Genomic DNA, 25,724 nt, shown 5'->3' with positions numbered 1-25,724 from the left:
TTTTATTTCAGTTTTTAAGAGCAGTTTACTTGCGTAAAAAAACGGGAAGATTTATACTGAACCTCACAATTTAATATCAATTTCTCAAAAAAAGAAGAGCAATTTTCTTGTTATCATCACCAGCAAAGTGTATGATAAGAATCATAAAGGTCAAAGATAGTCAAACAAAACTCTTGATAAACAAAATTAAAAGGTGTACAATAATCTTACAAAGGTCAAAGATAGTCAAAGTCAAAGCAAAATTTTTGACTTTATTACTCTATTTTTGGTATAACTTTTAAAATTACTATTGGTTTTATAGAGACAGAAATATAGGAGGCAGATATATGATGTTATGTCAAAACTGTGGTCACAACAAAGCCAATATTCAGCTAAATCTTCAAATTAATGGTGAACGTAATCAATATCAACTTTGTCATACATGCTATCAAGAACTACAACAAAAACATAAGACTCCTGCAGGATCTGGAGGTGGATTTATGAACATTGATGATTTATTTAAACATTTAGCATCATCTTCTTCACAACCTGAACAACAGAACACTCCATCCTCTTCACAAAATGGTGGTGGAGGAGGCTTCCTTGATCAATATGGAAGAAATGTTACAAATGCAGCGAAAGCTGGTCTTATTGATCCAGTCATTGGTCGTGACGAAGAAGTAGAACGTGTAAGTGAGATTTTAAATAGAAGAAATAAAAACAATCCTGTTTTAATTGGAGAACCTGGTGTTGGTAAAACAGCCATTGCTGAGGGTCTTGCTTTAAAAATTGCAAATGGTGATGTACCAAGCAAGCTAATGAATAAGGAAGTTATTCTTCTTGATGTAGCATCTCTTGTTGCAAATACAGGAATTCGAGGTCAATTTGAAGAACGCATTAAATCGCTAATTACAGAACTACAGTCTCGTAAAAATATTATTCTCTTTGTGGACGAAATCCACTTACTTGTTGGCGCTGGTTCTGCGGAAGGTTCAATGGATGCTGCTAACATCTTAAAACCTGCTCTTGCTCGCGGCGAGCTTCAACTTATCGGAGCAACAACGCTAAAAGAGTATCGCAACATTGAAAAAGATGCTGCGCTAGAGCGTCGATTCCAACCTGTAATGGTTCATGAACCTTCTGAAGAGGAAGCTGTTGCTATTCTTCAAGGTATTAAAGAAAAATATGAACAATATCATGGAGTAACGTTTACAGATGAAGCGCTAAAAGCATGTGTATCTCTTTCACATCGTTATATCCAGGACCGCTTCTTACCTGATAAAGCAATCGATCTTCTTGATGAAGCTGGTTCAAAAATGAACTTAAAAGCTGGCGTGCGAGATCATAAAGAAGTTGAAGCTCGTCTAGCTGAGATTGCAAAGGAAAAAGAAGCAGCGCTGAAGGAAGAAAAATACGAAGTTGCAGCTAAACTTCGTGATGAAGAAGTGAAACTAGATGCTTCTCTCAAAGGCAATAGTAACGACTCACTTACTATTGAAATTTCTCACATTGAAGAAATTGTAGAGAAGAAAACCGGCATTCCAGTTGGAAAACTTCAAGAAAATGAAGCAACTAAAATGAACAACTTAGCTGACAGCTTAAATAGCCACGTGATTGGCCAAAAAGAAGCTGTTTCTAAAATTGCTAAAGCAATCCGTCGTTCAAGAGCTGGGTTGAAAGCAAAACATCGTCCAATTGGTTCTTTCCTCTTTGTAGGACCAACAGGTGTTGGTAAAACTGAGCTTACGAAAACACTTGCAAAAGAGCTGTTCGGTACGAAAGATTCAATGATTCGGCTTGATATGAGTGAATACATGGAGAAACATGCCGTCTCTAAACTTATCGGTTCACCTCCTGGTTATGTTGGACATGAGGAAGCTGGTCAGCTTACTGAAAAAGTGCGTCGTAACCCATATTCACTAATTTTGCTTGATGAAATTGAAAAAGCACATCCAGATGTTCAACATATGTTCTTGCAAATTATGGAAGATGGACGTCTAACAGACAGCCAAGGACGAACAGTAAGCTTTAAAGATACTGTTATTATTATGACAAGTAATGCAGGGGCTGGCGTTAAGAAAATTACGGTTGGGTTTGAAAATAGCGCTATAAAAGATACTTCTGTTCTTGAGTCACTTTCCGCTTACTTTAAACCAGAATTTCTTAACCGCTTTGATAGCATTGTTGAATTCAATTACCTTGAAAAAGAAGATCTTATTAAGATTGTAGATTTAATGGTTGAAGAACTTAACGAAACGCTAAAAGAACAAAATATTGATGTCACTATTTCACAAGAAGTGAAAGAAAAAATTGCTGAACTTGGATATCATCCAGAATTCGGCGCTCGTCCGCTGCGTCGAGCAATTGAAGAACATCTTGAAGATGCTATTACAGACCGTATTCTTGATGAGCCTGACGTGAAAACACTGAATATTATTATTGAGAATGACGATATTGCAGTCAAAGCATAAATAAAAAAATCCCCTCTTAGCTAAGAGGGGATTTTTTTATATTATTGCTGATCGTCTGCGTTGTCTTCACCTTCAGTTTGATCATCACTATTATCATCTGTATTTCCTTCTTCAGTTTCAGCTGCGTCATCTGTTGCATCATCCGCCGCAGCCGGCTCCTCTTCTGTAGAGGTACTATCATCTGTAGAAGTTTCTTCCTCAGTAGAAGCGTCCTCTTCTGTTGAAGTTTCTTCGTCTGTTGAAGTCTCCTCTTCTGTACCAGACGTATCTTCACCAGTACCGCTTGTTTCTGTTTCTTCAGTGTTGTCTGTGTTGTTTTCCGTTTCGTCTTCTCCATTTGCATTACAAGCTGTCACAAGCGTTAGAGCTAAAGCAGAACCAACTAATTTGATTAACAAACCTTTGTTTTTCATATGCAAGCTCCCCTTTTCTAATTCAGATTTTGGGCAATACATGGTAAGTTGTCCGCCCTACAGAAATTATATATAATTCTCTTTGTCGAAAGGAGTATTTTACCATTTTATCATTCAATCTTTACAGCTTCTTCATTCATTTACGTTGTGTCTACACTACATAGGAAAATAGAGCTGTCTTTCTTAACAATCTTAACAATTAGAAAAAATCTATTATAATTTTTACGTCGTTTTTTTTAACTTTATCAAAACTTATCCTTTATTATGGTATGATGGGAATGTTAAACATTTGTCGAATATTTGTGAAAGGTCGATGTAGGATGTCAGAAAGTATGAAGTTGATCCAAAATCGGAATACGATTTTAGTAAAGCTATTGTGGTTCTTCTTTATGGCAGATCTTATTGCCATTTTTACTGTTAACTCGAAAGTGGAAGTTGTGTATACTTTTATCGGGTTTTCAGCAATTGTGGGATTATGTTTGCTTATTCCATTATCTGCACTTATTCTCTATTGTAAAAATCATGCGATAACAATGTATAGCATTATTACAGCATTTTATATTTATATCGTATATCTGATTATGTCTAACCCTTCTTGGGTAAATTACCTTTTTCTACTACTCGGCATTATGATTTGCTTCTTTTATCAAGATGGAAAATTAATCGTTTTGTCGTCAATTGTATCCATTCTGTTACTCGGATACTTTTATACAACTCAGTTTTCTCTCATAGTAGAATCCATGACAAAGTTTGATGTTATTTATTTCATTCTATTTATCATATTTTCAGCTATTTTATACGGATACTATGCTCGGTTTACCAATCGACTATGGTTGAAAGTATTTAGCGAAGTCAAAGAGAAAGAGGAAGCGCTTCACTCAGCACAAGAGCATTTTCAAGCTTTTTTTATGTATAACAATGACGCAATGGTTGTTGTAGACTTACTAGGAAATGTTATTAACGTAAATCCAGCTTATGAACGAATTTATGGATGGAAAAAAGAAGAAATCTTAGGGGAGTTTCTCCCTTCCATTCCGAGAACGCACATAAAAGAAGCGAGGCAGCGCTTTTGTCGTGTTGAAAATGGAGAGCGAATCATTGGATTTGAAACCGTCGACATGTGTAAAGATGGAACGCTCATCCATGTAGAGATCACGATATCTCCCATTTATGACCAGTTTGGGAAGGTGATTGCTCTTTCTGAGATTTGTCGGGATATTACGGAAAGGAAAGCAACAGAAGAACTTTTAAGACAGCGTGATAAGCTTGTCTTAGCTGGAGAAATGGCTGCTGGAGTAGCACATGAGGTACGTAATCCGCTCACATCCTTGAACGGATTCATTCAGCTTATTCATGAGACAGATTCAAAGCATAGAACATATACAACAATTATGCTATCGGAATTAAAGCGAATTAATGATATCGTAGGCGAATTTCTTTTGCTTGCAAAGCCCCAATCCCTTCATATGGAAATTGGCCTTCTTGAAAAAGTATTGTCAGATGTTACTCTCCTGTTTAAAACAGAAGGTGCCTTAAATAATATTTCAATCTCTCTTGAACCATTTCAAGAACCAGCTTATATTCAAGGAGACACAAATCAGCTTAAACAAGTTTTTATTAATTTGCTCAAAAACTCGCTTGAAGCTATGCCTAACGGGGGGAAAATTGTCATCACGCCAAAGACTACAGAAGACGGCTTTGTGGACATATTTATTAAGGATAACGGAGTTGGAATTTCCAAAGCCCTTCTTTCTAAAATTCAAGAACCCTTTTTCACAACAAAAGAAAAAGGCACAGGGCTTGGACTTGTCATTATTCAAAATATTCTTCATCAACATCAAGGATCATTTGTCATTTATGATTCAAAGATAAATGAAGGAACAACAGTAAGAGTTCGTTTACCTGTCGTAAATATTTCACAGTAAAAAGGCGCTAAAACTAGCGTCTTTTTATTTATGAAAAGAACTTGCGTGAAGTCCTACCTTTTTCAAAAGCTCAATAGCAGTCTCTTTTTCATCTTGTGATAAAGGATTGAAAAGTTCATGTATTCTCTCAGCATGAGGTTTAAAAATATCTTCAATAATCTTCTTACCTTCATCGGTAATTTCTGCATATGTAACACGTCTATCTGTTGGACATGCTACACGTTTTAAAAACCCCTTCTTTTCTAACTTATCTACAACATAGGTAATACTACCGCTAGCTAATAAAATTTTTCCTCCTATTTGCTGAAGTGGCTGTCCTCCTTTATGATAAAGAAGTTCTAATACCGCAAACTCTGTTGGGTTCATACCATAACCTTGAATAATGTGTTGCACTTGGTCATTTACTGATCTACTTGCTCTAGATAAAACGATAAAAAGCTTTAACGATTGGTCAAGCTCTTTATTTGTTAATTCATTTCCCATCTCTAAACTCACCCTCTATTTATCTCAACTTCAAGATATAATCATACTAAATTAGAAATTTATTTGTCAAACCTTACTTACAATTTATTCTACTTTCTTCTCTTAGCTTTTCATTTACCTTTAATATCCATTATACAAGAAATTTTCCCCTCTTCCTACTCTTATGAAACGTATACAAAGATAGTTTTACTCTTTTTCATTTGATATAATCAAAAAATGGATAATGTATAAAGGAGCTATTCGAGTTTGATACTTCGATCACTTTTTTCTAAATGGCGAACATCTCATTTACTTTTATATTTAGTCATTGTATTAATCCCTTCCCTTCTTATCAGTACAGTTGCAACCCAATGGCGGATAAACGTTTTACAAGAACAAGAAACAAAACAAGCGCTTCACATTGCATCTCTGCATAAAAATTACGTGGATCGCTTTATTAGTGAAATTATTACGAGTATTGAAACAATGGCAATCTCTTCTTATGCTGAAGATCAGTCTTTTGAACAGCTTCAAACTATCTTTGAAAGAGCACAGCAGAAGGACGCAAGGTTATCCGGTATTTACTATTACGATGTAGATGGAAATACAAAATTTGGTTCAAATGCTCTGCTGCAACCTTTTAATGTAAGTGACCATCCCTTTTTCAAAGAACTTCTAGAAACTAGAAATACAACGATTTCAAATGCCTATTACGAGCCAACAACAGGCCGATATATTATTACAATTGCTACTCCATTACTTGATGACCAAGGCGAAATTAAAGCTGTAATCGCAGCAAATTTGCGTGTTCGGTATGTAGCAACCGTTTTAGAAGAGCTTACACCAGATGAAAGTGTGAAGCTGCTTGATGAAAACAATAAAGAAATTTTCCATACCGGGAAAGGCCTGAAAACCGAACACAAAACAACAATAGATACCCAGCTTGAGCGAGTTCCGTGGACAGTTTCTGTAGCTACTTCTAATGTTAACCAAGGAACCTTTGGCCCATTCTTTGCTCTTTCCTTTTTTGGTTCTTTTATTGTGATGAGCGTTCTTTTTTTAAACTTTAGAATTAGAATGCTAAAAAGACAGGCGCTTCAAGAAAGAATCCAAAATGAAGCTCAAAAACTTGAACTTGTTGGAACTCTTGCAGCAAGTACTGCACATGAAATTCGAAATCCCTTAACAGGAATTAAAGGTCTTGTAGCCCTTTTAAGCGAAAAACATAAAGGAGAACAAGATCAGTTTTATTTTTCAGTTATTCAAACAGAAATTGAACGAATCAATGAAATTGTTAGCGAATTTCTTATTCTTGGGAAACCTGTCGTAGAAAAACAAGGATACTATCACCTACAACAAATACTATCCGATGTTACACCTATTATAAAATCAGAAGCTAACTTACATAATATCGAGGTCAAAACAAACCTTCCAACAGAGCCTCTTTATGTTCTTTGTACGAGAGATCATTTAAAACAAGTTATTTTGAATTTAGCAAAAAACGCCTTAGATTCAATGCAAGAGGGAGGAACATTAACCCTTTCTCTTTCCAAAAGACAGGAAGTTGCCATTTTGCATGTCCAAGATACGGGTACTGGGATATCAAAAGAAATGCTTTCAAAAATTTTTCATCCTTTCTTTACGATGAAAGATACAGGGACAGGACTTGGACTTGTTGTTTGCAAACGAATTATTGAAGCTATTGATGGGACAATTGAAATCGATAGTACAGTAGGAAAAGGAACAAATGTTATTGTCACAATCCCAATTCAAACAAAGCACACCGAAAGTTAAAAATTCATGTTACTTTCGTTTTACTCTCTCATTTGCGATAATAAAAGAAATCTATGTATAGGTTAGTGGTGAAAATATGACACGAGCACATCTTATTTTTGATTCATCAATTGGAAAACAAAAACCTGAAACAATTGTTAATAGACAAAATCCTTGTCCATTTTGTAATGTAGAAGCTCTCACTCATATTATGGATCAAAAAGACTCCATTATTTGGCTTGAGAACAAGTATCCGGTTTTACAAGATGCATTTCAAACCGTCATTATTGAAACAGATGAATGCACATCAGAACTTTCTTTATATTCAAAAGAACACCTTCATAAGCTCATCGACTTTGCGTTAAAAAAGTGGAAAGAAATGCAGGAAAATAGCCAATATAAATCTGTTCTATTTTTCAAAAACCATGGTCCTATGTCTGGAGGTTCTTTGCGTCATCCACATATGCAAATTGTAGGACTTAAAAATGTTGATGCATATAGAGAATTAGACGAGCGACAGTTCGAAGGATTAACTATTCATGAGGAAAACGGGGTAATATTTAACCTTTCTACTCTCCCAAGAGTTGGTTTTTTCGAATTTAATGTTCGTTTAAAACAAGGTGGAGAGCAAACAATATTCGCTGATTTGCTGCAAACGGCTGTTCACTATGTATTACATCATTTTCATAGAAATTGTACGAGCTATAATTTATTTTTCTATCCCCTTGAAAATAAGGAAGTTGTTGTGAAAATTCTACCGAGATTTTCAACCTCTCCTCTTTTTATGGGCTACGATATTGCTCAAGTTTCTAACAAGCTCTCAGACGTCGTCCAACAAGTTCAAGAACTGTACTTTTCTCAAAAAAAATAACTTAAATAAGCTATATTCCTTCTTTGAGAGGAATATAGCTTATTACAGCACAAGACATCCCTTCTTATGCATATTGTAAAAAAGTGACTCTCTATGATCATTGACGACTATTAAAGGAGCTTAAACATTTATGAAGGAAGTTTTAATTGGGAGCATTTTATCAGCTCTTTCAACAGGTTTAGGAGCTCTTCCTATCTTATTTATTCAACATCTCTTAACACACAAATGGCGCGATACTTTATTAGCTTTTACAGCTGGTGTTATGACAGCTGCCGCTACAATGAGTCTTATTCCAGAGTCGCTCCAAACAGGCGGTCTTCTCCCTTTAACAATTGGATTATTGTTAGGAACCATTGCTTTAACATTACTTGAACGTAATATCCCTCATATTAATTTAGAACACCAAAAAACAGGAATTCAGTTTGATGAGAAAGCTTTCCTGATCGTTGCAGCGATTACTTTGCATAACATTCCAGAAGGTCTTTCGGTTGGAGTTAGCTATGCTTCTGATGTGGATAACACAGGTAACTTAATTGCTCTTGCCATTGGATTGCAAAATGCGCCTGAAGGATTGCTTGTTGCTTTATTTTTAGTGCAGCAAAAAATGAATCGTTTCAAAGCTTTCATTATAGCAACACTAACAGGTACTGTAGAAATAGTTGCGGGTCTTCTTGGCTTTTATCTTACATCTTTCTTCGACTCTCTCGTTTCCTATGGTCTTGCTTTTGCAGCAGGAGCGATGCTTTATATCATTTATAAAGAACTGATTCCAGAAAGTCACGGAGATGGTAATGAACAGACCTCCACTCATTCTTTTATCATTGGTGTTCTTTCCATGATTCTGCTCATCAATTTATTTTAAATTATAAAAAGCCTGATTGAATTATGATCCATTCAATCAGGCTTTTTATATATATTTTTTTATACAAATTATCTTGGCATACTCTATAATAATCATAAACTCTTAGTTGTTAAGCTTTTCTCTTCTCTATGTTGAAAAACGATAAAACAAATCATTTATTTAGAAAAAGCAAGTGACGTTGGTAAAATAGTAAAGAAAGGCCTCTTGTCTTCTTGCTTTTGCTCAAGACATCGCTGATATCTATTTAATAGCTCGTCCAATTCTTGGCTGCAGACAATGGTATCTTTATGTGTATAACCTTTTTGCTCAGCAAGTTTACACATCTCTTGTCTTTTGTGTAAAATTTCGCCCAGCAATGCCTCTGCTTTACCATTACTATACATTTGCAACATTTTATCCTCCCTTGCCATTAAAAGTAACCCCCTTATGCTTCATTACAAATTCTACTAAAATTGTAAACAGGTTTGCAATAAGAAAAAAAACTTTTTCATTACTTCTTAACAGCTTTGTAAAACAAATGTCGTAAATAACATGATTCACATAATGTTACAGCATAGATGTGATATACAAAAAGACGTATATGAGAAGCTACTAAGAGTATAGCTATATTCTTTTGTTTAGATTAACAGTATATTTTGATTTTGTAAAATGATAGCATTTATTGGAACAATACCCCACAAAATACCGTCTAAACATAAATATATTATATAGAAAAGTGTGCCTTTTTAAATAAAAAATGATTTCTGCATTTTTGCAGAAATCATTTCTTTAAGAGCATATTATTTAGTATCAGCGTAGATTGGTACCCATCCTTCTGTTGTAACAAAAATACGGATTGCAACAACTTTTCTGTCATCCATAAGGGTAAAGTAATGCTGAATATTTTCAGGAACGGAAATAAGATCGCCGGGTTCAAGCTCAACATCGAAAAAGTGGCCATCTTTTCCTTGGATAACAAAAATACCGTGTCCACTTACAATAAATCGAACTTCATCATCTGTATGATGGTGTTCACGCTGAAAGTTATTTAGCAGTTCATCTAGATTGGGAGTTGCATCAGATAAAGAAATAACATCTTGAGCTTTATAGCCACGACGATCCGAAATGTCTGCAATTTCTTCTTTAAATGTTGTTAAAATCTCTTCTTTTTCTTCTTCTTTTAAACGATAATTCTCTTGCAGGTGAAGAGGTAATTTTGAAATATCCCAATTCTCATAGATTACTTCTTGACTTTGCAAAAATTCCGCAACTTCCTCTTGATTTTCAATGCGTGCATTTGTTTTATGTAAACGAATGTTTGCCATGTTTTCTCCTCCTTAGTTTGTAAACTGAATTTGTTTTGCAAAAAGCTTAAGTTTTAATAGATAACTACATAAAAACTCATATGCTTCTAAATGACGTTTAGCTTCAAAAGATGTTTTTCCCCATACTGTGATTCCATGATTGCGAATTAATACAGCTCCTGTATCTTCCTTAATATGCTTTTTAAATACATCACCAAGTTTTTGCAAATCCGCAAAATTCGGGATGATTGGAATCTCTACTTTCGCATCTTCTTCCCAAAGTCCTAATGCTTTAATAATCTCCTGTTTTGTAAACACAACTTTTCCCTGATCACCATAAAGCTCTGAAACAACGTTGTTATCAACTGTATGCACATGCAAAACACATCCTGCCTTAGTTTTCTCATAAATAGCCGTATGGAGGACAGTTTCTGCAGAAGGTTTAAGCCCTGTTTTTTCTGCAGGAAAACCATTTTGATCTACAAGTAAAAAGTCTTCGTTTGTGCGTTTGCGCTTATCTTTTCCGCTTGCTGTAACAAGAAATGTTGTAGGACTTTCCGTTACTCTAATTGATAAGTTACCGCTTGTGCCAAAAAACCAGTCTCTTTCTGCCAATTCATCCTTGATATCAGCTAATTCAAGCCACTTTTCTTCGTACCCACTCATTTTAGTTCCTCCCTCACCTGATTAATCTCAGAGATAACATCATAAAATGTGTCAAATGAAGCATGTGGAAGCTCTAATTTTTCACATTTCTCTAACAAGTAATCTCTAGCAATTACGTAATCAGCTTGCTTTGCAGCTTGAAGATCTGTTACAGAGTCGCCAATAACAATTGTAAATGCCTCATCTTTTTGCAACGTTCTTAACAGTGATGGTTTACAGCACCCACAACCGTTATTACACTGACTATCACAGCTATGTGGCCAACGAATTTTTACATTCTCTCCGCTAAAATCTCCTTCATTGCAATAAATAAAGCCTTTTTCTATATATGGAGAGAGAATGGGATGAACAAAAAAGTCAATACCTCCACTTACAATATAAAGAGGAATGTTATGTTCTTTCGCATACAAAACAAATTCACTGAAGCCATCGCGAATTTGCGCATTTTCTAGTACATACTCTGTCATATCTTCTTTAAGAGACGATGGTAAAAGATTAAACATCTTTCCAACTCCATCTTTGATGGCAATTTCTTCAGCAAGCACTTGATCTTTTAATGTAACCCATTCTTCCGGCGCGAATTTTTTCATGATTTCAATAATATTATCTTTAGATGTAACCGTTCCATCAAAATCACAAAACAAGATCAAATTCTTCATTTCACAACCTCTTTAGCTCCCCAAAGCTCAATCGCTTCTTTGAGGTCTTGGCTTGTTTTTGAAGCCTCTTGTAATGTTACTCCAGACACCGCAGCATCAATGGCTGCTCTGAATGCTTTCCCTCCACCGACTGCTCCATTTGGGTGTCCATGTACGCCTCCACCAGCATTAATTATCGTATCCTTTCCAAAATCATGATAAATAAGAGGCACAAGACCTGGATGAATCCCAGCTGATGGAACAGACCATCCTTTTTTCAGAGAGCTAGTTGCTGTTAGATATTCATGGGTCTTAATTGCCTCATGGTGATCAAGGGCAACACTTCCATATGGGGAAGGAAAAAGGGAAAAATCAGCTCCTACTAAACGATTAAGTTTTCCAAAAAGCAATGAAGCACTTACTCCGTAAAAAGGTGATGAAGTCATTGCGCCACTAAACGCTGGGTGCGCCATAATTGGCAGCCCGATTTCTTCATCTTCTCGAAGAGATTGCAAAACATCTAAGCCGTATGAATAAACGTTAAACAAAAGAGCATCTGCTCCAAGTTCTTTAGCACGCTTTGCTTTATCTTTTAGTTCAAATGTTTTGCCAGATAAGTTTACAGCATAAAGCGTTCTTTTCCCTGTCTGTTCATAAACATCATCAAGTACTTTCTTTCCTTCACTAATTCGATTTTCAAAAGGTGTGAGTTTATTTTCAAATAAAATCTCATCATCCTTAATTAAATCTACGCCACCTAATGCCTGGCTTTTTAACTGATTTTTCAAGTATGACATGTCACGTCCAATCACACCTTTAAAAATACTCATCACTAGAGGGCGATTGTGAACGTTAATTTTTGTACGTATTTCTTCGATGCCAAAGCGAGGTCCTGGAAATACTTTTGTTAGTGCTTCTGAAAGTTTTAGATCAATAAGTTTAATCTTCCCGTCTAAAGAAAGTTTTCCAAAAACTGTTGTTAGAATAGCTGGTATGTCATGAGAAAAGTTAGCAGAAGGGTAAGCAATAGCCATTTCTGCTTTATAACCTCCCTCTTCTTCTCCAATGATTTCTGTATACACAACGCGACCTTTGTGTTGTTTTAACTGCTCTCTTTCTAAAAGAGGCAAGTCTGTCCATGACCCAACAGTAAGGCCTAACGCTATCTTTTCTGCCTGTTCTTCGATTTTTCCATTTTTTAAAATACTATGATATATTGCAATTACTTCGCTCATGTAGCGTCACCTCTTTATGTAAAAATAAAACCTCTCTTCAATCACTGATTGAAGAGAGGTTTTGTATGGTCCTCTTATCTCTCAGCATTGCTGTAAGATTTAGCACCGTACTTTATAGCCGGTTGCCGGGCTTCACAGGGCTTATTCCCTCCACCTACTCTTGATAAGAATTATATTTATGTTTAGTTGTTTATGAGTCAATTCACTTTGGATTATGACATTCAAAGAAAAGATTGTCAATAATTTTTAGAAAATTCCTAATCCCTTGATTCGCTCAATAGCTTCTCGGATTCGCGTTTCCTCTGTTAGCAATCCTGTTCGTACATATCCTTCACCATGCTCACCAAAACCGATTCCAGGAGCTACCACAACATGTGCTTTCCTCAAGAGTAGATCGGAAAATTCCGTTGATGTATATCCTTTTGGGACACAAAGCCAAGCAAAAAAAGAGCCTGCTGGAGCTTTCACATCCCATCCGATATTTTGCAATCCCCCTACCCAAACTTCACGTCTTCTCTCATAAAGAGACAAAAGGTCCTGAACACTTTTATGACTATGCAGAAGCGCCACTTCCGCCGCTTTTTGAATAGGGCTAAAAATACTAACATAAAGGTGATCTTGTAAAAGTTCAATTGCTTTAATAACACTCTCGTTTCCAACCGCAAAAGCAATGCGCCAGCCTGCCATATTAAATGTTTTAGAAAACGTATAAATCTCAATCCCAACGTCTTTTGCTCCTTCAGTTTGCAAAAAACTTCTTGGCTTCTTGCCATCAAACCCAATTGCTCCATAAGCAAAATCGTGAACAACACAGATATCATTTTTCTCGGCAAAGCTCACCGTATCTTCAAAAAATTCTTTTGAAGCAACAGCACCTGTTGGATTATTTGGATAGTTTAAAAACATCAGCTTAGCACGTTGCTTCTCTTCTTCTGACAGCGAACTATAGTCAGGTAAAAAATCATTTTGCTCTGTTAAAGGCATTTTAGTTAATGTTGCACCAGCTAGCGCAACCCCTGATAAATAGTCCGGATAACCCGGATCTGGAACAAGGATACCATCCCCTTTATTAAGCAAACACTGGGGAATTTCAACCAATCCTGCTTTTCCGCCAAATAAAATGGCTACTTCTTTTGTTGGATCGATTGTTACTCCATATTCTTGTTTATAAAAAGAGGCTGCAGCCTCTTTTAAAAAACTGTGCCCTTGAAAAGGTGGATAACCGTGAAATTGAGGGTTATTACTTGCTTCTTGAAGCGCCTTTACGATATGATCAGGAGTCGGCTTATCTGGATTTCCCTGACCGAAATTAATTAAGTCATGTCCTTCATTCGCTTCTTTTGCTACTTTTTTAACAAGAGAAGCAAAAAACTGTTCTGGTAAACCTTTTAAAAGGTCTGACTGCTGAAATATTTTCATCATAAACAACCTCTCGAAAAATTCTACAAATTCTAATGATTCATGATATCTGCTTCTTTCATTTCTGTAAAGATGAAAAAAGAAAAGTTTTTCTCGCTCTGAGCAAACAACCTAATCTTAAATTTACGTGTTGACAAAATCTATAATCGTTGCTAGTATACTTTTCAAACAGTGTTATTTCATTTCCAATTTAAAATCACATATACTCTTATCAAGAGTTGGCTGAGGGAATTGGCCCTTTGACGCCCAGCAACCGACCATTTGTTCATTCTGTATAAAATGAACGTAAAAGTGGCACGGTGCTACTTCCAACAGAAAGGATATCCTTTCTGAAAGATAAGAGGTTTGACTATATCTTCAAGCCTCTTTCATAAAGGAAAGGGGCTTTTTCATTGTTGAATAAGCACCCCTACTCCCTTTCACTTCTTAATTCCGATTAAACAAATCTATTTTGGAGGTTTACTTCTCTTATGACTTTTCAATTTGATGTTTATAAACCGTTAACAGAAGAAAGCGCTATATCTCTTTTAAAAGAACTTCATTTTTTTGCTAAAAATGAACATGTAACATGCCGTGAAATTGGCGATGGGAACCTTAACCTTGTTTTTCAAATGAGTACTCACACTAGCACAAAAAAATGGATTGTAAAGCAAGCTTTACCATACGCTAAAGTTGTGGGAGAAAGCTGGCCATTGACGCTGAAACGAGCCAAAATTGAAAGCGATGCTCTGTTACAATTTGCAAAATTCACACCTCATCTTGTTCCTGAAGTGTTGTATCGTAATGAGACGCTCGCACTAACAATTATGGAGGACTTATCACATCTTTCCATTGCAAGAACAGGACTTATTAAAGGTGAGTCTTATCCGAATTTAGGAAAAGATATTGGCACATTTTTGGCTCATATTCTCTTTAAAACATCTGATTTAGGACTAAGTCCAACTGAAAAGAAAGAAAAAGCACAGCAATTTTCAAACCCTGAGCTTTGTAAAATAACAGAAGACCTCGTTTTTACAGATCCGTTCTTTGATCATGATACAAATGATTTTGAACCAGAACTATCAGAAAAAGTAGAACAACTTTGGAAAGAAGATGAACTTAAGCTTGAAGTAGCTAAATTGAAGAGACTGTTTTTAACAAATGGCGATGCCCTTATTCACGGTGATTTACATACAGGAAGTATTTTTGCTAGCGAGCATGAAACAAAAATTATTGATCCTGAATTTGCTTTTTATGGACCTTTTGGTTTTGACTTAGGTCATTTCATCGCAAATTTATTGTTTAATGCACTCCGTCGTCCTCAAGCTCAAACTGAGCTTTTTGGCTTTATTCATGATACATGGGAAACTTTTTCGTCTGTATTTACGTCTCTTTGGAAAGAGGATAAAAACAATCCTTTTCTACAAGTTAACGGCTATCTTGACTATACACTCCAAACGATTTGGCAAGATGCATTAGGTTTTGCAGGATGTGAAATGATCCGCCGAACAATTGGGCTTGCTCATGTAGCAGATCTTGATACGATTGAAGAAAGTGAGCTTCGCATTCGTACAAAAGAGACTGCTTTAGACATAGGAAAATCTCTCGTTTTAAATCGAGTAGAGATTAAAACTGTTCAAGACTTGCACGATTTTTATATTGAAAATAATGAATTTTTAGGAAATAACGCTAGAACTGTTTAGAAAGGATGAAAGAAAAATGGCAATACCAAGATCGGTAGAATGGAAAGAGGATTCCATTAAAATTTTAAATCAACAACTTATTCCCAATTCTGTTGAATTTCTAACTTTAGAAACAATTGAAGATGTATGGGATGCTATTAAAACTTTAAAAGTGCGTGGAGCACCAGCAATTGGAATTGCCGCTGCTTTTGGATTAGCCCTAGCTGGATCAAAGTTTGAAGGAGAGGACTTACAAGAATTTCATACACACATTCGTGAAAAAAGCTTATACCTTGCTTCTTCTCGCCCAACGGCCGTTAATTTAACATGGGCCCTTCGTCGTTTACAAAATAAAATTGAGAATGCGGCTTCTGTCAATGAAGCAAAAACAAATCTTGTTCATGAGGCTATTTTGATTAGCGTTGAGGATGAAAACATCTGTTATAACATTGGACAGCATGCTTTGTCACTTTTTAATAAGAATGATTCTGTAATGACTATCTGTAATGCAGGGTCGATTGCCACCGCTTATTATGGTACAGCATTAGCTCCTTTCCATCTCGCAGCAGAAGTTGACTTTCCTATCCATGTATTTGCTTGTGAAACTCGCCCTCTCTTACAAGGTGCGCGATTAACAACGTGGGAACTCTTACAAAGTGGGGTAAATGTTACATTAATTACTGATAGCATGGCTGCCCATACAATGAAAACAAAGAAAGTCGACGCTGTTATCGTTGGAGCCGACCGCATTTCCGCAAATGGGGATACAGCTAATAAGATCGGAACCTACGGATTAGCTATTTTGGCAAAACAGCATGGAATTCCATTTTATGTGGCGGCTCCTTTATCAACATTCGATATTTCTCTTAAAAATGGAGATGAAATTCCAATTGAAGAACGAAAAGAGGAAGAAATCCTTAAAGTAGGAAATGAGTGGGTTGCACCTAAAAACACATCTGTTTATAATCCTGCTTTTGATGTTACACCTGCAGAACTTATCTCAGGTATTATTACAGAACAAGGTATTATACATGAAACTGAATTCGATAAAATTCCTGACTTATTTACAACAAAGAGCTTATAAAAGAGAAGAAGCATTGCTGCTTCTTCTTTGTTTTTTACAGAAGTGTAACATTTCATTATAGAGAACATATTCTTCTCTTTAACTGCTTATTATAATAATGAAATTTTTAAAAAGTGTAAGGAGGACAAGAAAGTGAAAAAAAATGAGAAAGAATTCACAGAATCCGAAAGCTCCATGCACGAAACAGATGAACAACAATCTGTTGATCTCGTTTTTATAGAAGGACAAGGGTGGAAAGAAGAAGAAAGCGAATAAGCTAAGCGAATGTATCGCTTAGCTTTTATATTTTTACTGTGCCATTTTGAACTGTTAATCCTTCAACGATTAACAGAAGTTCTTTTTGATGTATTTTATTTCCCGCATATCCTGTTAAAGATGCATCTTTTCCTATTACACGGTGACATGGAATAATAATAGGCAAAGGATTAGCTCTATTGGCCCCTCCTACTGCTCTTACTGCTTTTGGACGCTGAACCTCTGCTGCGATATCACTATAAGACCAGACGCTTCCATAAGGGATTTTTGATAATGCATTCCACACTTCCCGCTGAAATAGCGTACCTTTTTCAATGCAAAGCGGTAAATTAAACGTTTGTCGTTCTCCTTTAAAATATTCTTCAAGCTGTTGCTTAGCAGTAAGCGCCCAACCCTGATTTTTAATTTCATCATTTTCAATAACAAGCTCTTCTCCAATGCAAAGAGCTGTCACTCCTTTGTCGTTTGAACGGATGACAATGTTGCCAAGCACCTCATGAACAAAGACGCTATAATATTTGGTCATTCTTTCTTATTCTCCTCATTTGGGTTGATTGGTAAGATGATGGAAAAAGTTGTGCCACGTCCTATCTCACTATGAACGTCAATATAACCGCCATGTTCCTCAATAATTTTATATGACACCATAAGGCCTAATCCTGTACCTTTTTCTTTTGTTGTATAAAAAGGCTCGCCAAGACGCTTAATTCGCTCTTCAGGCATGCCTTCTCCTTCATCTTTAATAGAGACTACAATAAACTTTTCATCTTTAGCGTGTACACTTACAGTTAGGGTACCACCTATAGGCATAACTTCCAATGCATTTTTCATAATGTTAATAAATACCTGTTTCAGCTGATTCGGTTCACAGTAAAGAAGAGGCAATGAAGGATCAAATTCTGTATGAAACTGCACGTTTACAAGGGTTGCTTGTGCTGTTAATAAGTCCATTGTTTCTTGGACAATTTGAATAATATCTTTTTGCTCATGTTTAATTGCCTGAGGTTTTGCTAATACAAGAAAATCTGTGATAATGTTTTCAATACGTTGAAGCTCTGACGTAATGACATCAAAATATAAAGAAAAATCATCTTTCTCTTCATGATCAATACTATTTTGTAAAAGCTGAATAAACCCTTTTAATGCTGTCATTGGATTTCGGATTTCATGAGCAATTCCTGCAGCAAGCTGCCCTACAACTTGTAGGGTATCTGATTTTCGGATTTGCTCTTCCATCTCTTTCTTTTCAGTGACATCTCGGAGCATTGTCATATAGACCCCTGGAATAATATCTTTCTTCGTTGAATATTCAATGGTTCGCTTGCGACCGCTCTTCATTGTGTAAGTTAATTCACCTTCATGCTCTCTGTATTCCTTAAGAAACGATAAATGAGCATCTAATATCTTTTTGTTTCCTTCATCTAGCAGGTTTCGCACGTTCAATGAGCATACTTCTTCTTTTGTTAATTCAACAAAATCACACAAAACAGAGTTAGCATCAATAATCTTTAAATTTTCATTCCAAAGCAGAACACCGTCCACAGATCCATTGAAAATCGTTCTAAATTTTTGCTCACTTTCTCTTAATTCTTGTTCCATCTTCTTTCGTTCACTTATATTACGGAAAATAGTTAGATTATGGCCTTTTATAATACCTTGTTTTGCTGTAAACTCTAAATCTTTCTTTTCACCATTTGGCATATAAAAAGGAAGTTCTTCTCTTATCGCATTGAAATCATAAAAACGATTTGTAATTTCTTTTGTTTTTGGCTGTGATAAATCTAAAAATTCTTCAAGATTACTTCCAATAAGTTGATGAAGAGGAAGCTCAAATGTACGAGAGGAAGAAGGATTTGCATCAACAACTGTCCAATCTTCATTCCAAATAATAATGGCATCAACAGCGCTTTCAAAGATTTCTCTAAATTTCTTTTCACTTTTAGCTAGCTCTTGCTCCATGTCTCTCTTTTCTGTAACATCGCGCATAATAGACATATAATAATCACTATTAATATGAGCTGTTGTTGTAAAATCAAAGTACACTTCTTCTCCCTGCCTAGTTTGAATAGGAAGTTCTCCTTGCGATTTCCCATTCCTTTTTAGCGCATGCCAAAGACGCTCAATCTTATAATGATAGATCGGAAGAACAAGCTCACTTAATGTTTGCACAAGCAGTTCATTTTTAGTGTAGCCAATCCTTCGGCAAAGGGACGGATTCGCATCAATAATTCGCCCTTTCTTGTCAAAAATCAGAATACCATCAATCGCTTGATTAAAAATATCTTGAAACATTTCTTGACTAATAAACCGCTCATTTTCTAAATTCTTTGTCTTCGTAATATCCCGAAACGTTGTCATTAAAATCGCATTTTTCCCATCATGCTTTTCTGACTGAAATTCAATATACTTTATCGAGCCATTTGGCAAATATAACGGGCCCTCAAAATAAAAATGATCTCCGCTTGTAAGCGAATAGTCATACCGCTCTAATGCCTCACTTGACATCATTTCCAAAAAATCTCGCACATGAAGTGAGAGGAGCTCCTCTTTTGCACATTCAAACAAGCGACAGGCTGCTTGATTGACGTCTGTAACGCGCAAATCACCATTAAATACAATCATTGCATCCCGTGCTCTGTCAAATACGATTCTAAGCTGCTCCAATTCTGCTGTTTCATCTCGACTTTTCTCAGTTGCTTGAAGTGATCCTTCAGCCGACATAAACGTTGCTCCTTTCACACATATATAGTGACAGCTTTCTTATTATCTTATGGTTATTCTACATATTACTCCAAATTCCTCCTATCTCTTTTTGAATAGACAGGAAAAGATGCTTGACTAGATTTCTCTAGCCAAGCATCTCTTTAACAGTCTTCAACAATTATATAGGTTGCTTTGACAGGCCCATGAACACCAACGACAAGGTTCATTTCAATATCTGCTGAGTTACTCGGTCCTGTAATAAAATTAATGCAAGAAGAAATATCTTCTCCTCCTTCAACTTTTTGATGAATATACTGAGCAGCTTGCGTCATTCTCGGCACGATTGTACTCTTGAGAATAATAGCAATATATGTTGTAGGAAGAAGGCTAACTGAACGTCCCTTTCCTCCTCCGTTAAATAAAACAACCGTTCCTGATTCTGATAGAGTGATATCGCTAAACGTAATCCCAACATTAGCTTGCGCTGCTTTTTGGATATTCTCTTCTCGCTTATCTGTGTCCCATACATGAACATTTTGTCTATCTAGAAGGGAAGATAGGCCATATTGAGAAAAACGAGGGTCATCCCATACAATAACCTCTCCTCCTCCATTTGTTTCAACTACTTTTTCCACTACTTCTTGCAAGCTTATGGATAAGGTACGAATACATTTTGTATGAATCTGTTCACAGTATTCTTCAAGATGATCTGCTAGTTCATCACTCGAAGCATCTTGAAAAACATATTGTTGGGGAGAGTGCGTCCAAGTTGGACGTTCTATATGTTTACTTCTTTTCCTTCCAAGCTGCTTAGCAATATCATTCAGGAAGGAATCTCTATTGTGAATTGTTCCATAGCTCATTTGTTTTCCCCCTTTCTTGCCTGAAACCAATCTCTGAATCGCTCTTTGTTTGGAGCAGGAAATTCTCGAATATTAGTCCAGGCTTTAAGCGGTCCAGGCCCTTTTGATATTTTGTCATCTGTTGTAAAAGGACTTAGTGCAGACTTGGCCACCTTACCACCCAAATTATATAGTTTAGGAGTTGATGCCCCTAATCCAAAGACTTTCATAGCCATCTTCTCTGAAATAGGAGCACGTCCCTCTCTTTCTACAATAACTTCTCTATGCTTGTGCAAAAGTTCATGAAGCGGAATTTTAACAGGACATGCTTCTGTACATGCTGCACAAAGGGTAGAAGCATATGGAAGTTCTTTATAATCATCATAGCCTCCTAAAAGTGGAGACAAAACAGCTCCTATTGGTCCTGGATAAATAGATCCATAGGAATGGCCACCAACGTGTCGATAAACAGGACAAACATTTATACAGGCTGCACAGCGAATGCACTGTAAAACAGATTGAAATTCAGTTCCAAGAATGTTAGACCTTCCGTTGTCAACAATTACGAGATGAAATTCTTCCGGACCGTCTACATCTCCTTCACTTCTTGCACCTGTTAAAGCTGTGACATAGCTTGTTAAGCGTTGTCCAACAGCACTTCTTGTTAATAAACTAACAAGAACCTCAAATTCTTCAAACGTTGGCACAATTCTTTCCATTCCCATTACTGTGATCTGAGTTTTAGGAATACTTGAAACAAGCCGAGCGTTCCCTTCATTTGTAACAAGACCAATAGAGCCTGATTCTGCTATAGCAAAATTACACCCTGTAATTCCAATATCAGCTTTTAGAAATTCTTTACGCAACATTTCTCGAGCATGAAGGGCAAGTTCTTCTGGCTTCTCACTTTTCAAGTAAGACAACTTTTCCTTAAACACTTCGCGAATTTGTTCTTTATTTTTATGAAGAGCAGGTGCCACAATATGTGAGGGCGGATCGTGTTCATCTAGCTGAAGAATGTATTCTCCTAAATCTGTTTCAATCACTTCACACCCTATACTCTCTAATCCCTCGTTCATACTAATTTCTTCTGTTACCATTGACTTTGATTTCACAATCTTCTTAGCTTCTTTACACTTTACAATATTTTGGATATACTCATTTGCTTCTTCACTTGTTTTAGCAAAAAAGACATGGCCACCTCTTTTAGCAACATTATCACTTAGCATTTCTAAATAATAATCAAGATGATCAAGGGTATGTTTTCGGATTTCTTCCCCTAGTGAACGCCATTCTTCCCAATGTCCAAGCTCTTGGGCCGCGTGTAAACGTCTAGCTCTTAAACGTTCCTGAGCACTTGACACGGCGGAACGCATAAAATCGTCTTGCAGGCCATCACCAACACGTTCTTTAAACTGCTTTTCTCCAATTTTCATCCCCATATGTTCTGCCTCCTTCTAATGGCTATTCAATACTTCCGCAATGTGAAGCACTTTGATTTCCTTTCCTCTCCGTTCTATCCTTCCGCCAATGTTCATCAGACAGCCACAGTCTCCACCAATTAAATAGTCTACTTCTGACTCGTCAATATGGTTCACTTTTTCATCTACCATTCTTTCAGAGATATCTCCCATTTTCACCGCAAATGTTCCACCGAAACCACAGCAGTTGTGTGAATTAACAAGCGGTTCAACTTCTAGACCTTCTACATGCTGTAAAAGCTTAAACGGGGCATCTCCAACTTTTAAAAGCCGAGTCATGTGACAAGAGGTATGGTAAGTCGCTTTTCCTCGTAGCTTTGCTCCTACATCCTCGACTCCTAATACTTCAACAATAAACTGAGTAAGCTCATACGTTTTAGCTGCTAAGCTCTCAGCTTTTTCACGCCACTCGCTGTCATTTTTAAAAACGTGAGGATAATCGCAAAACATCGTTGCACAAGATCCTGATGGTGTGACAACATACTGGGCATGCTCAAATGTCCGAATCATATTTTTCATTGCTTCTCGCGCTTCCTTGACGTATCCGCTGTTATAAGCAGGCTGTCCACAACACACTTGCGTAATCGGAAAATCAAGTTCACATCCTAATCTTTCTAAAAGCTCCACTGTTGCTTTTCCTACTTCTGTTTGAAACATGTCGACAAGGCACGTTGCAAATATGGATACTTTCATTTTTATCCCTCCGCATTAAACAGGTCATCTGATGACTTATGTTTAACTTATTTAAATATAAGAATATTCGTAATCTATATTTTACCATAATCGTACTGTTAATTTATGAATTATGCTACTTTTTATATACTTTTACGCTCCTCTTTTTCATATACCCTTGTTTTTCTTGTTTGCAAAATGATGGTGATAATGAGTCCTGCTACTATTCCTCCAAATAATAGAGTACCCATGTTAAAACCCATTCCATATAGAATCATATACCCTGCTGCCCCTGTAATGAAGACGTAGAAAGTCATCGGTAAAAGAAGCTTGCGAATCAGTGAACCTTCTTTTCCAGCTAAACCTGCGGCAGCTGATGCAGCTACAACATTATGCACACATATCATATTCCCAGCAGCTCCCCCTACAGCTTGCAAAGCAACAATAACGCTTGGAGTTGCGCCAATATTATCTGCTACTCCAAATTGAAAAAGAGCAAACATCATATTGCTGATCGTGTTACTTCCAGCTACGAAAGCTCCAAGTGCTCCTATTGCTGGTGAAATAAGAGGCCAATTCTCATTGAAAACCCCTGAAATTCCCTCTGCTATTGTTAGCGGCATACTAATATATCCTTCTAAACTTCCTCCTGTATTAATAAAAACTTGAACCATTGGTACGGAAAAGATTAGAGCAACCATAGCAGCACTTACTGTCTTCCCTGATTCTCCTATCGCTTTTTTAGCACGTTTCCATTCCATCTTATGAAGAAAGAATACGATAAAGCTTGTAAGTAAAAACACAACTCCAGGAATATTAAGCGGAACTGTAGAAAAACCAATTTCACTTCCAAATAAATGGTCTACTCCCACTTCCCAGCTTTTCAACCAAGATGAAAATGGCAAAAAGTTAACTCTTGTCATAACTAAAAACACAGCTACAATAATGTAAGGAACCCATGCTAAAAGGGGTGAAATAAAACGACTAGGCTTTTCATTTTTTATTTGTAACGTTCCGCTCCATTCTTTACTCCATTTTTCCTTATGTTCAAAATCCCAAGATTCTTTTGGTACAAACAAACCTTTTTTAACTGCAGGAATTACAATAGCTAGTCCGACAAGTCCTCCAATAAGGGAAGGAAACTCAGGACCTAGAAAGACCGCTACAAGCATATAGGGAACCGTAAATGAAAATCCTGCAAAAAGAGCAAACTTCCAAACTGCAAAACCTTCTCTAAATGATTTTTTCTCACCGAAAAATTTTGTGAGCATAGCAACTAAGAAAAGTGGAATAAAAATTCCTGCAATACTATGGATGATTGCTACCTGTCCTCCGATATCAATAAGATAGCGCTCATATGTTGTGCCAAGAGTTGTAATATGTTTATCAACAAGATCTGAACCGTTTAACCCTGTTCCAACTCCTGTTAAAATTGGAGTTCCAACTGCTCCGAAAGAAACAGGTGTTGATTGAATAATAAGGGCTACCATTACAGATGCAAGTGCAGGAAATCCAACGGCTACAAGAAGTGGAGCAATAACAGTTGCTGGTGATCCCCATCCTGCTGCTCCTTCTAAAAATGAGCCAAAAAACCAGGCGATAATGATTGCCTGAATACGCCGATCAGGAGTAATCCTCATAAAACCTCGACGAATCGTATATACTGCTCCACTTTCCTTCAACATATTTAAAAGGAGAATAGCTCCAAAAACGATAACACCAACTTCAAGAGCAGACACAACTCCCTTTACACTTGCAGCTAAAATATCTGTCAGCGGCACCTTCCATACTCCATAGCTCATTACAGCTGTAATGAGTAAGGATAAAGGCATTGCCTTATTTGCTGGCCAACGCAAAACAACAAGAAACAAGAAAACTGAAAAAATAGGTACAACCGCTAGCAGTGATAGCATCCCCATGCTCATTGCTAAATTCCTCCCTCTCCTTATAACATACGGTCATCAGATGACTAAAAGTAATCATATATAATTATATTAGAAAACGCTTACAAATAACAATACTTAAAAATGTTTTTTCCTTTTTATTCTAAAAATATATGAATGGGAGATAATGAGAAGAAATGAAGGTTCTTTTCTTATCCATATCTGATTATCTATCCTATTTTCTTTTCTAGCTATAGCATCGCTAAGCTTTTATGAATGATATAAAATCGTTATAATAAAACTAGGCTATTAAGGAGGGTTCTCGTATATTTATGGAAAACAATCAACCCCAGTTGAAGAACAACTTAATTTCAAAAGCAATTGATTACACACGTGTGGGTGTCGTTATTACAGATCCTTCACTTCCCGATAATCCTATTGTCTATACAAACCAGGCATTTTTGAATCTAACAGGCTATGATGAAGAAGATGTCATTGGAAGAAACTGTCGTTTCCTACAAGGAGAAGCTACAAATGGAGAAACAGTTCGAGAAGTTAGAAAAGCAATTCAACAAAAAAAACCAATTTCTATTGAAATTCAAAACTATCGAAAAGACGGAAGTATGTTTTGGAATGAGCTTGCGATTGATCCTGTTTATTCTGAGGAAAATCAAAAATGGTATTTTGTTGGAATACAAAAAGATATTACGGTGCAAGAAAACTATAAACAGCTTCTAGAAGAAGCTTTAAAAGAACTAACCGTTCTCTCAACCCCAATTGTTCCAATTGCTGAGAAAATCTCTGTTCTTCCTATTATCGGAACACTTACAGAAGAACGATATGAAGAAATGATTAACCAAGTAAGTCACTACTTAACGAATGCTAAAGATGATGTTCTTGTGATGGATTTATCAGGTCTCATCGGGATTGATACACATGCCGCACATAAAATCTTTAAATTTCATGAACTTCTCAAATTAATGGGAACAGATCTCATTTTAACTGGAATAAAGCCAGAGCTTGCTATCAAAACAGAGAAACTCAATCTTGATTTTTCATCCCTTCAAACGTTCCTAAATGTAAAAGATGCAATCAAACAGCTTAAAGGTTAAAAAAACCAGCGAAGAGTTACTTCTCCGCTGGCTT

23 protein-coding genes and 2 riboswitches are annotated in these 25,724 nt (G+C 36.4%); of the genes, 9 read left to right on the top strand and 14 right to left on the bottom strand.

The features are described 5' to 3' along the window. Window positions 1-329: 329 nt before the first annotated feature. Window positions 330-2,450 carry an ATP-dependent Clp protease ATP-binding subunit gene (locus BM012_RS04915; protein WP_061803829.1) on the top strand — a complete coding sequence of 707 codons (2,121 nt, stop codon included), beginning with the start codon at window positions 330-332 and terminating at the stop codon, window positions 2,448-2,450. Between the two features lie 41 nt (window positions 2,451-2,491). Here BM012_RS04915 and BM012_RS04910 read toward each other — a convergent pair whose 3' ends face one another. Continuing rightward, window positions 2,492-2,863, bottom strand: coding sequence for a hypothetical protein (locus BM012_RS04910; RefSeq protein WP_061803484.1), 372 nt, complete (start codon window positions 2,861-2,863; stop codon window positions 2,492-2,494). A 332-nt stretch (window positions 2,864-3,195) separates the two neighbouring features. Here BM012_RS04910 and BM012_RS04905 point away from each other — a divergent pair, with 332 nt between their 5' ends. Next, window positions 3,196-4,788, top strand: coding sequence for a PAS domain S-box protein (locus BM012_RS04905; protein WP_161939291.1), 1,593 nt, complete (start codon window positions 3,196-3,198; stop codon window positions 4,786-4,788). Window positions 4,789-4,812: 24 nt separating this feature from the next. Here the strand turns inward: BM012_RS04905 and BM012_RS04900 are convergent, their stop codons facing one another. Beyond that, window positions 4,813-5,271, bottom strand: coding sequence for a MarR family winged helix-turn-helix transcriptional regulator (locus BM012_RS04900; protein ID WP_061803483.1), 459 nt, complete (start codon window positions 5,269-5,271; stop codon window positions 4,813-4,815). 246 nt (window positions 5,272-5,517) lie between these two features. Between BM012_RS04900 and BM012_RS04895 the strand changes: the two genes are divergently transcribed. The 3 genes from BM012_RS04895 to BM012_RS04885 all read left to right on the top strand — a co-directional run bounded on the left by BM012_RS04895 (window position 5,518) and on the right by BM012_RS04885 (window position 8,756). Then, the gene (locus tag BM012_RS04895) at window positions 5,518-7,044 is read left to right on the top strand and encodes an ATP-binding protein (RefSeq protein WP_061803482.1); all 1,527 of its coding nucleotides are present in this window, start codon (window positions 5,518-5,520) and stop codon (window positions 7,042-7,044) included. A 76-nt stretch (window positions 7,045-7,120) separates the two neighbouring features. Beyond that, the gene (locus BM012_RS04890; RefSeq protein ID WP_061803481.1) at window positions 7,121-7,894 is read left to right on the top strand and encodes a DUF4931 domain-containing protein; all 774 of its coding nucleotides are present in this window, start codon (window positions 7,121-7,123) and stop codon (window positions 7,892-7,894) included. Between the two features lie 130 nt (window positions 7,895-8,024). Then, a complete protein-coding gene (locus BM012_RS04885) occupies window positions 8,025-8,756 on the top strand; it encodes a ZIP family metal transporter (RefSeq protein ID WP_061803480.1) in 732 nt (243 codons plus the stop codon). 155 nt (window positions 8,757-8,911) lie between these two features. Here the strand turns inward: BM012_RS04885 and BM012_RS04880 are convergent, their stop codons facing one another. The 6 genes from BM012_RS04880 to BM012_RS04855 form a co-directional block, all read right to left on the bottom strand. Next, a complete protein-coding gene (locus BM012_RS04880) occupies window positions 8,912-9,166 on the bottom strand; it encodes an aspartyl-phosphate phosphatase Spo0E family protein (protein ID WP_061803479.1) in 255 nt (84 codons plus the stop codon). Window positions 9,167-9,535: 369 nt separating this feature from the next. Next, on the bottom strand, window positions 9,536-10,060 hold the full coding sequence (locus BM012_RS04875; RefSeq protein ID WP_061803478.1) for a cupin domain-containing protein: 525 nt from the start codon (window positions 10,058-10,060) through the stop codon (window positions 9,536-9,538). A 12-nt stretch (window positions 10,061-10,072) separates the two neighbouring features. Continuing rightward, window positions 10,073-10,705, bottom strand: coding sequence for a methylthioribulose 1-phosphate dehydratase (locus BM012_RS04870; protein WP_061803477.1), 633 nt, complete (start codon window positions 10,703-10,705; stop codon window positions 10,073-10,075). Further along, the gene (locus BM012_RS04865) at window positions 10,702-11,364 is read right to left on the bottom strand and encodes a 2-hydroxy-3-keto-5-methylthiopentenyl-1-phosphate phosphatase (RefSeq protein WP_061803476.1); all 663 of its coding nucleotides are present in this window, start codon (window positions 11,362-11,364) and stop codon (window positions 10,702-10,704) included. Before BM012_RS04865 ends, BM012_RS04870 begins: the two co-directional genes overlap by 4 nt. Beyond that, window positions 11,361-12,578 carry a 2,3-diketo-5-methylthiopentyl-1-phosphate enolase gene (locus tag BM012_RS04860; RefSeq protein WP_061803475.1) on the bottom strand — a complete coding sequence of 406 codons (1,218 nt, stop codon included), beginning with the start codon at window positions 12,576-12,578 and terminating at the stop codon, window positions 11,361-11,363. The genes BM012_RS04865 and BM012_RS04860 overlap by 4 nt, the downstream gene beginning before the upstream one ends. 71 nt (window positions 12,579-12,649) lie before the next feature. After that, a riboswitch (SAM riboswitch) is annotated at window positions 12,650-12,748 on the bottom strand. A 76-nt stretch (window positions 12,749-12,824) separates the two neighbouring features. Then, window positions 12,825-13,997: a pyridoxal phosphate-dependent aminotransferase gene (locus BM012_RS04855; RefSeq protein WP_061803827.1), complete on the bottom strand. Its 1,173-nt coding sequence runs from the start codon at window positions 13,995-13,997 to the stop codon at window positions 12,825-12,827. Window positions 13,998-14,202: 205 nt separating this feature from the next. Continuing rightward, a riboswitch (SAM riboswitch) is annotated at window positions 14,203-14,340 on the top strand. Between the two features lie 127 nt (window positions 14,341-14,467). On the opposite strand from BM012_RS04855, the gene mtnK reads away from it, so the two are divergent. The 3 genes from mtnK to BM012_RS27015 all read left to right on the top strand — a co-directional run bounded on the left by mtnK (window position 14,468) and on the right by BM012_RS27015 (window position 16,997). Then, complete coding sequence (gene mtnK, locus BM012_RS04850; RefSeq protein ID WP_061803474.1) at window positions 14,468-15,679, top strand: S-methyl-5-thioribose kinase; 1,212 nt, start codon at window positions 14,468-14,470, stop codon at window positions 15,677-15,679. Window positions 15,680-15,695: 16 nt separating this feature from the next. Next, entirely contained in the window at window positions 15,696-16,742 is a 1,047-nt protein-coding gene (gene mtnA, locus BM012_RS04845) for an S-methyl-5-thioribose-1-phosphate isomerase (protein ID WP_061803473.1), read from the top strand. A 132-nt stretch (window positions 16,743-16,874) separates the two neighbouring features. Further along, the gene (locus BM012_RS27015; RefSeq protein ID WP_019392904.1) at window positions 16,875-16,997 is read left to right on the top strand and encodes a hypothetical protein; all 123 of its coding nucleotides are present in this window, start codon (window positions 16,875-16,877) and stop codon (window positions 16,995-16,997) included. A 25-nt stretch (window positions 16,998-17,022) separates the two neighbouring features. On the opposite strand, the gene BM012_RS04840 is transcribed toward BM012_RS27015, so the two are convergent. The 6 genes from BM012_RS04840 to BM012_RS04815 all read right to left on the bottom strand — a co-directional run bounded on the left by BM012_RS04840 (window position 17,023) and on the right by BM012_RS04815 (window position 24,620). Then, window positions 17,023-17,523 (bottom strand): methylated-DNA--[protein]-cysteine S-methyltransferase, encoded by a 501-nt coding sequence (locus BM012_RS04840; protein ID WP_061803472.1) that lies wholly within the window; start codon window positions 17,521-17,523, stop codon window positions 17,023-17,025. Continuing rightward, the gene (locus BM012_RS04835; protein ID WP_061803471.1) at window positions 17,520-19,718 is read right to left on the bottom strand and encodes a PAS domain-containing sensor histidine kinase; all 2,199 of its coding nucleotides are present in this window, start codon (window positions 19,716-19,718) and stop codon (window positions 17,520-17,522) included. Before BM012_RS04835 ends, BM012_RS04840 begins: the two co-directional genes overlap by 4 nt. A gap of 143 nt (window positions 19,719-19,861) precedes the next feature. Then, on the bottom strand, window positions 19,862-20,563 hold the full coding sequence (locus BM012_RS04830) for a LutC/YkgG family protein (RefSeq protein WP_061803470.1): 702 nt from the start codon (window positions 20,561-20,563) through the stop codon (window positions 19,862-19,864). Continuing rightward, window positions 20,560-21,984 (bottom strand): LutB/LldF family L-lactate oxidation iron-sulfur protein, encoded by a 1,425-nt coding sequence (locus tag BM012_RS04825; protein ID WP_061803469.1) that lies wholly within the window; start codon window positions 21,982-21,984, stop codon window positions 20,560-20,562. Before BM012_RS04825 ends, BM012_RS04830 begins: the two co-directional genes overlap by 4 nt. A 15-nt stretch (window positions 21,985-21,999) precedes the next feature. Further along, window positions 22,000-22,716, bottom strand: coding sequence for a (Fe-S)-binding protein (locus BM012_RS04820; RefSeq protein ID WP_061803468.1), 717 nt, complete (start codon window positions 22,714-22,716; stop codon window positions 22,000-22,002). Window positions 22,717-22,838: 122 nt separating this feature from the next. Continuing rightward, window positions 22,839-24,620 carry an L-lactate permease gene (locus tag BM012_RS04815; protein WP_061803467.1) on the bottom strand — a complete coding sequence of 594 codons (1,782 nt, stop codon included), beginning with the start codon at window positions 24,618-24,620 and terminating at the stop codon, window positions 22,839-22,841. Window positions 24,621-24,910: 290 nt separating this feature from the next. On the opposite strand from BM012_RS04815, the gene BM012_RS04810 reads away from it, so the two are divergent. Further along, the gene (locus BM012_RS04810) at window positions 24,911-25,690 is read left to right on the top strand and encodes a YtvA family blue-light photoreceptor (RefSeq protein WP_061803466.1); all 780 of its coding nucleotides are present in this window, start codon (window positions 24,911-24,913) and stop codon (window positions 25,688-25,690) included. The last annotated feature ends 34 nt before the right edge of the window (window positions 25,691-25,724 follow it).

This window comes from Priestia endophytica DSM 13796 (genome assembly GCF_900115845.1).
GTDB classification, from domain to species: Bacteria; Bacillota; Bacilli; order Bacillales; family Bacillaceae_H; genus Bacillus_I; species Bacillus_I endophytica.
Note: the sequence above shows the minus strand (reverse complement) of the source record. Positions and strands in the feature narration are given on the sequence as shown.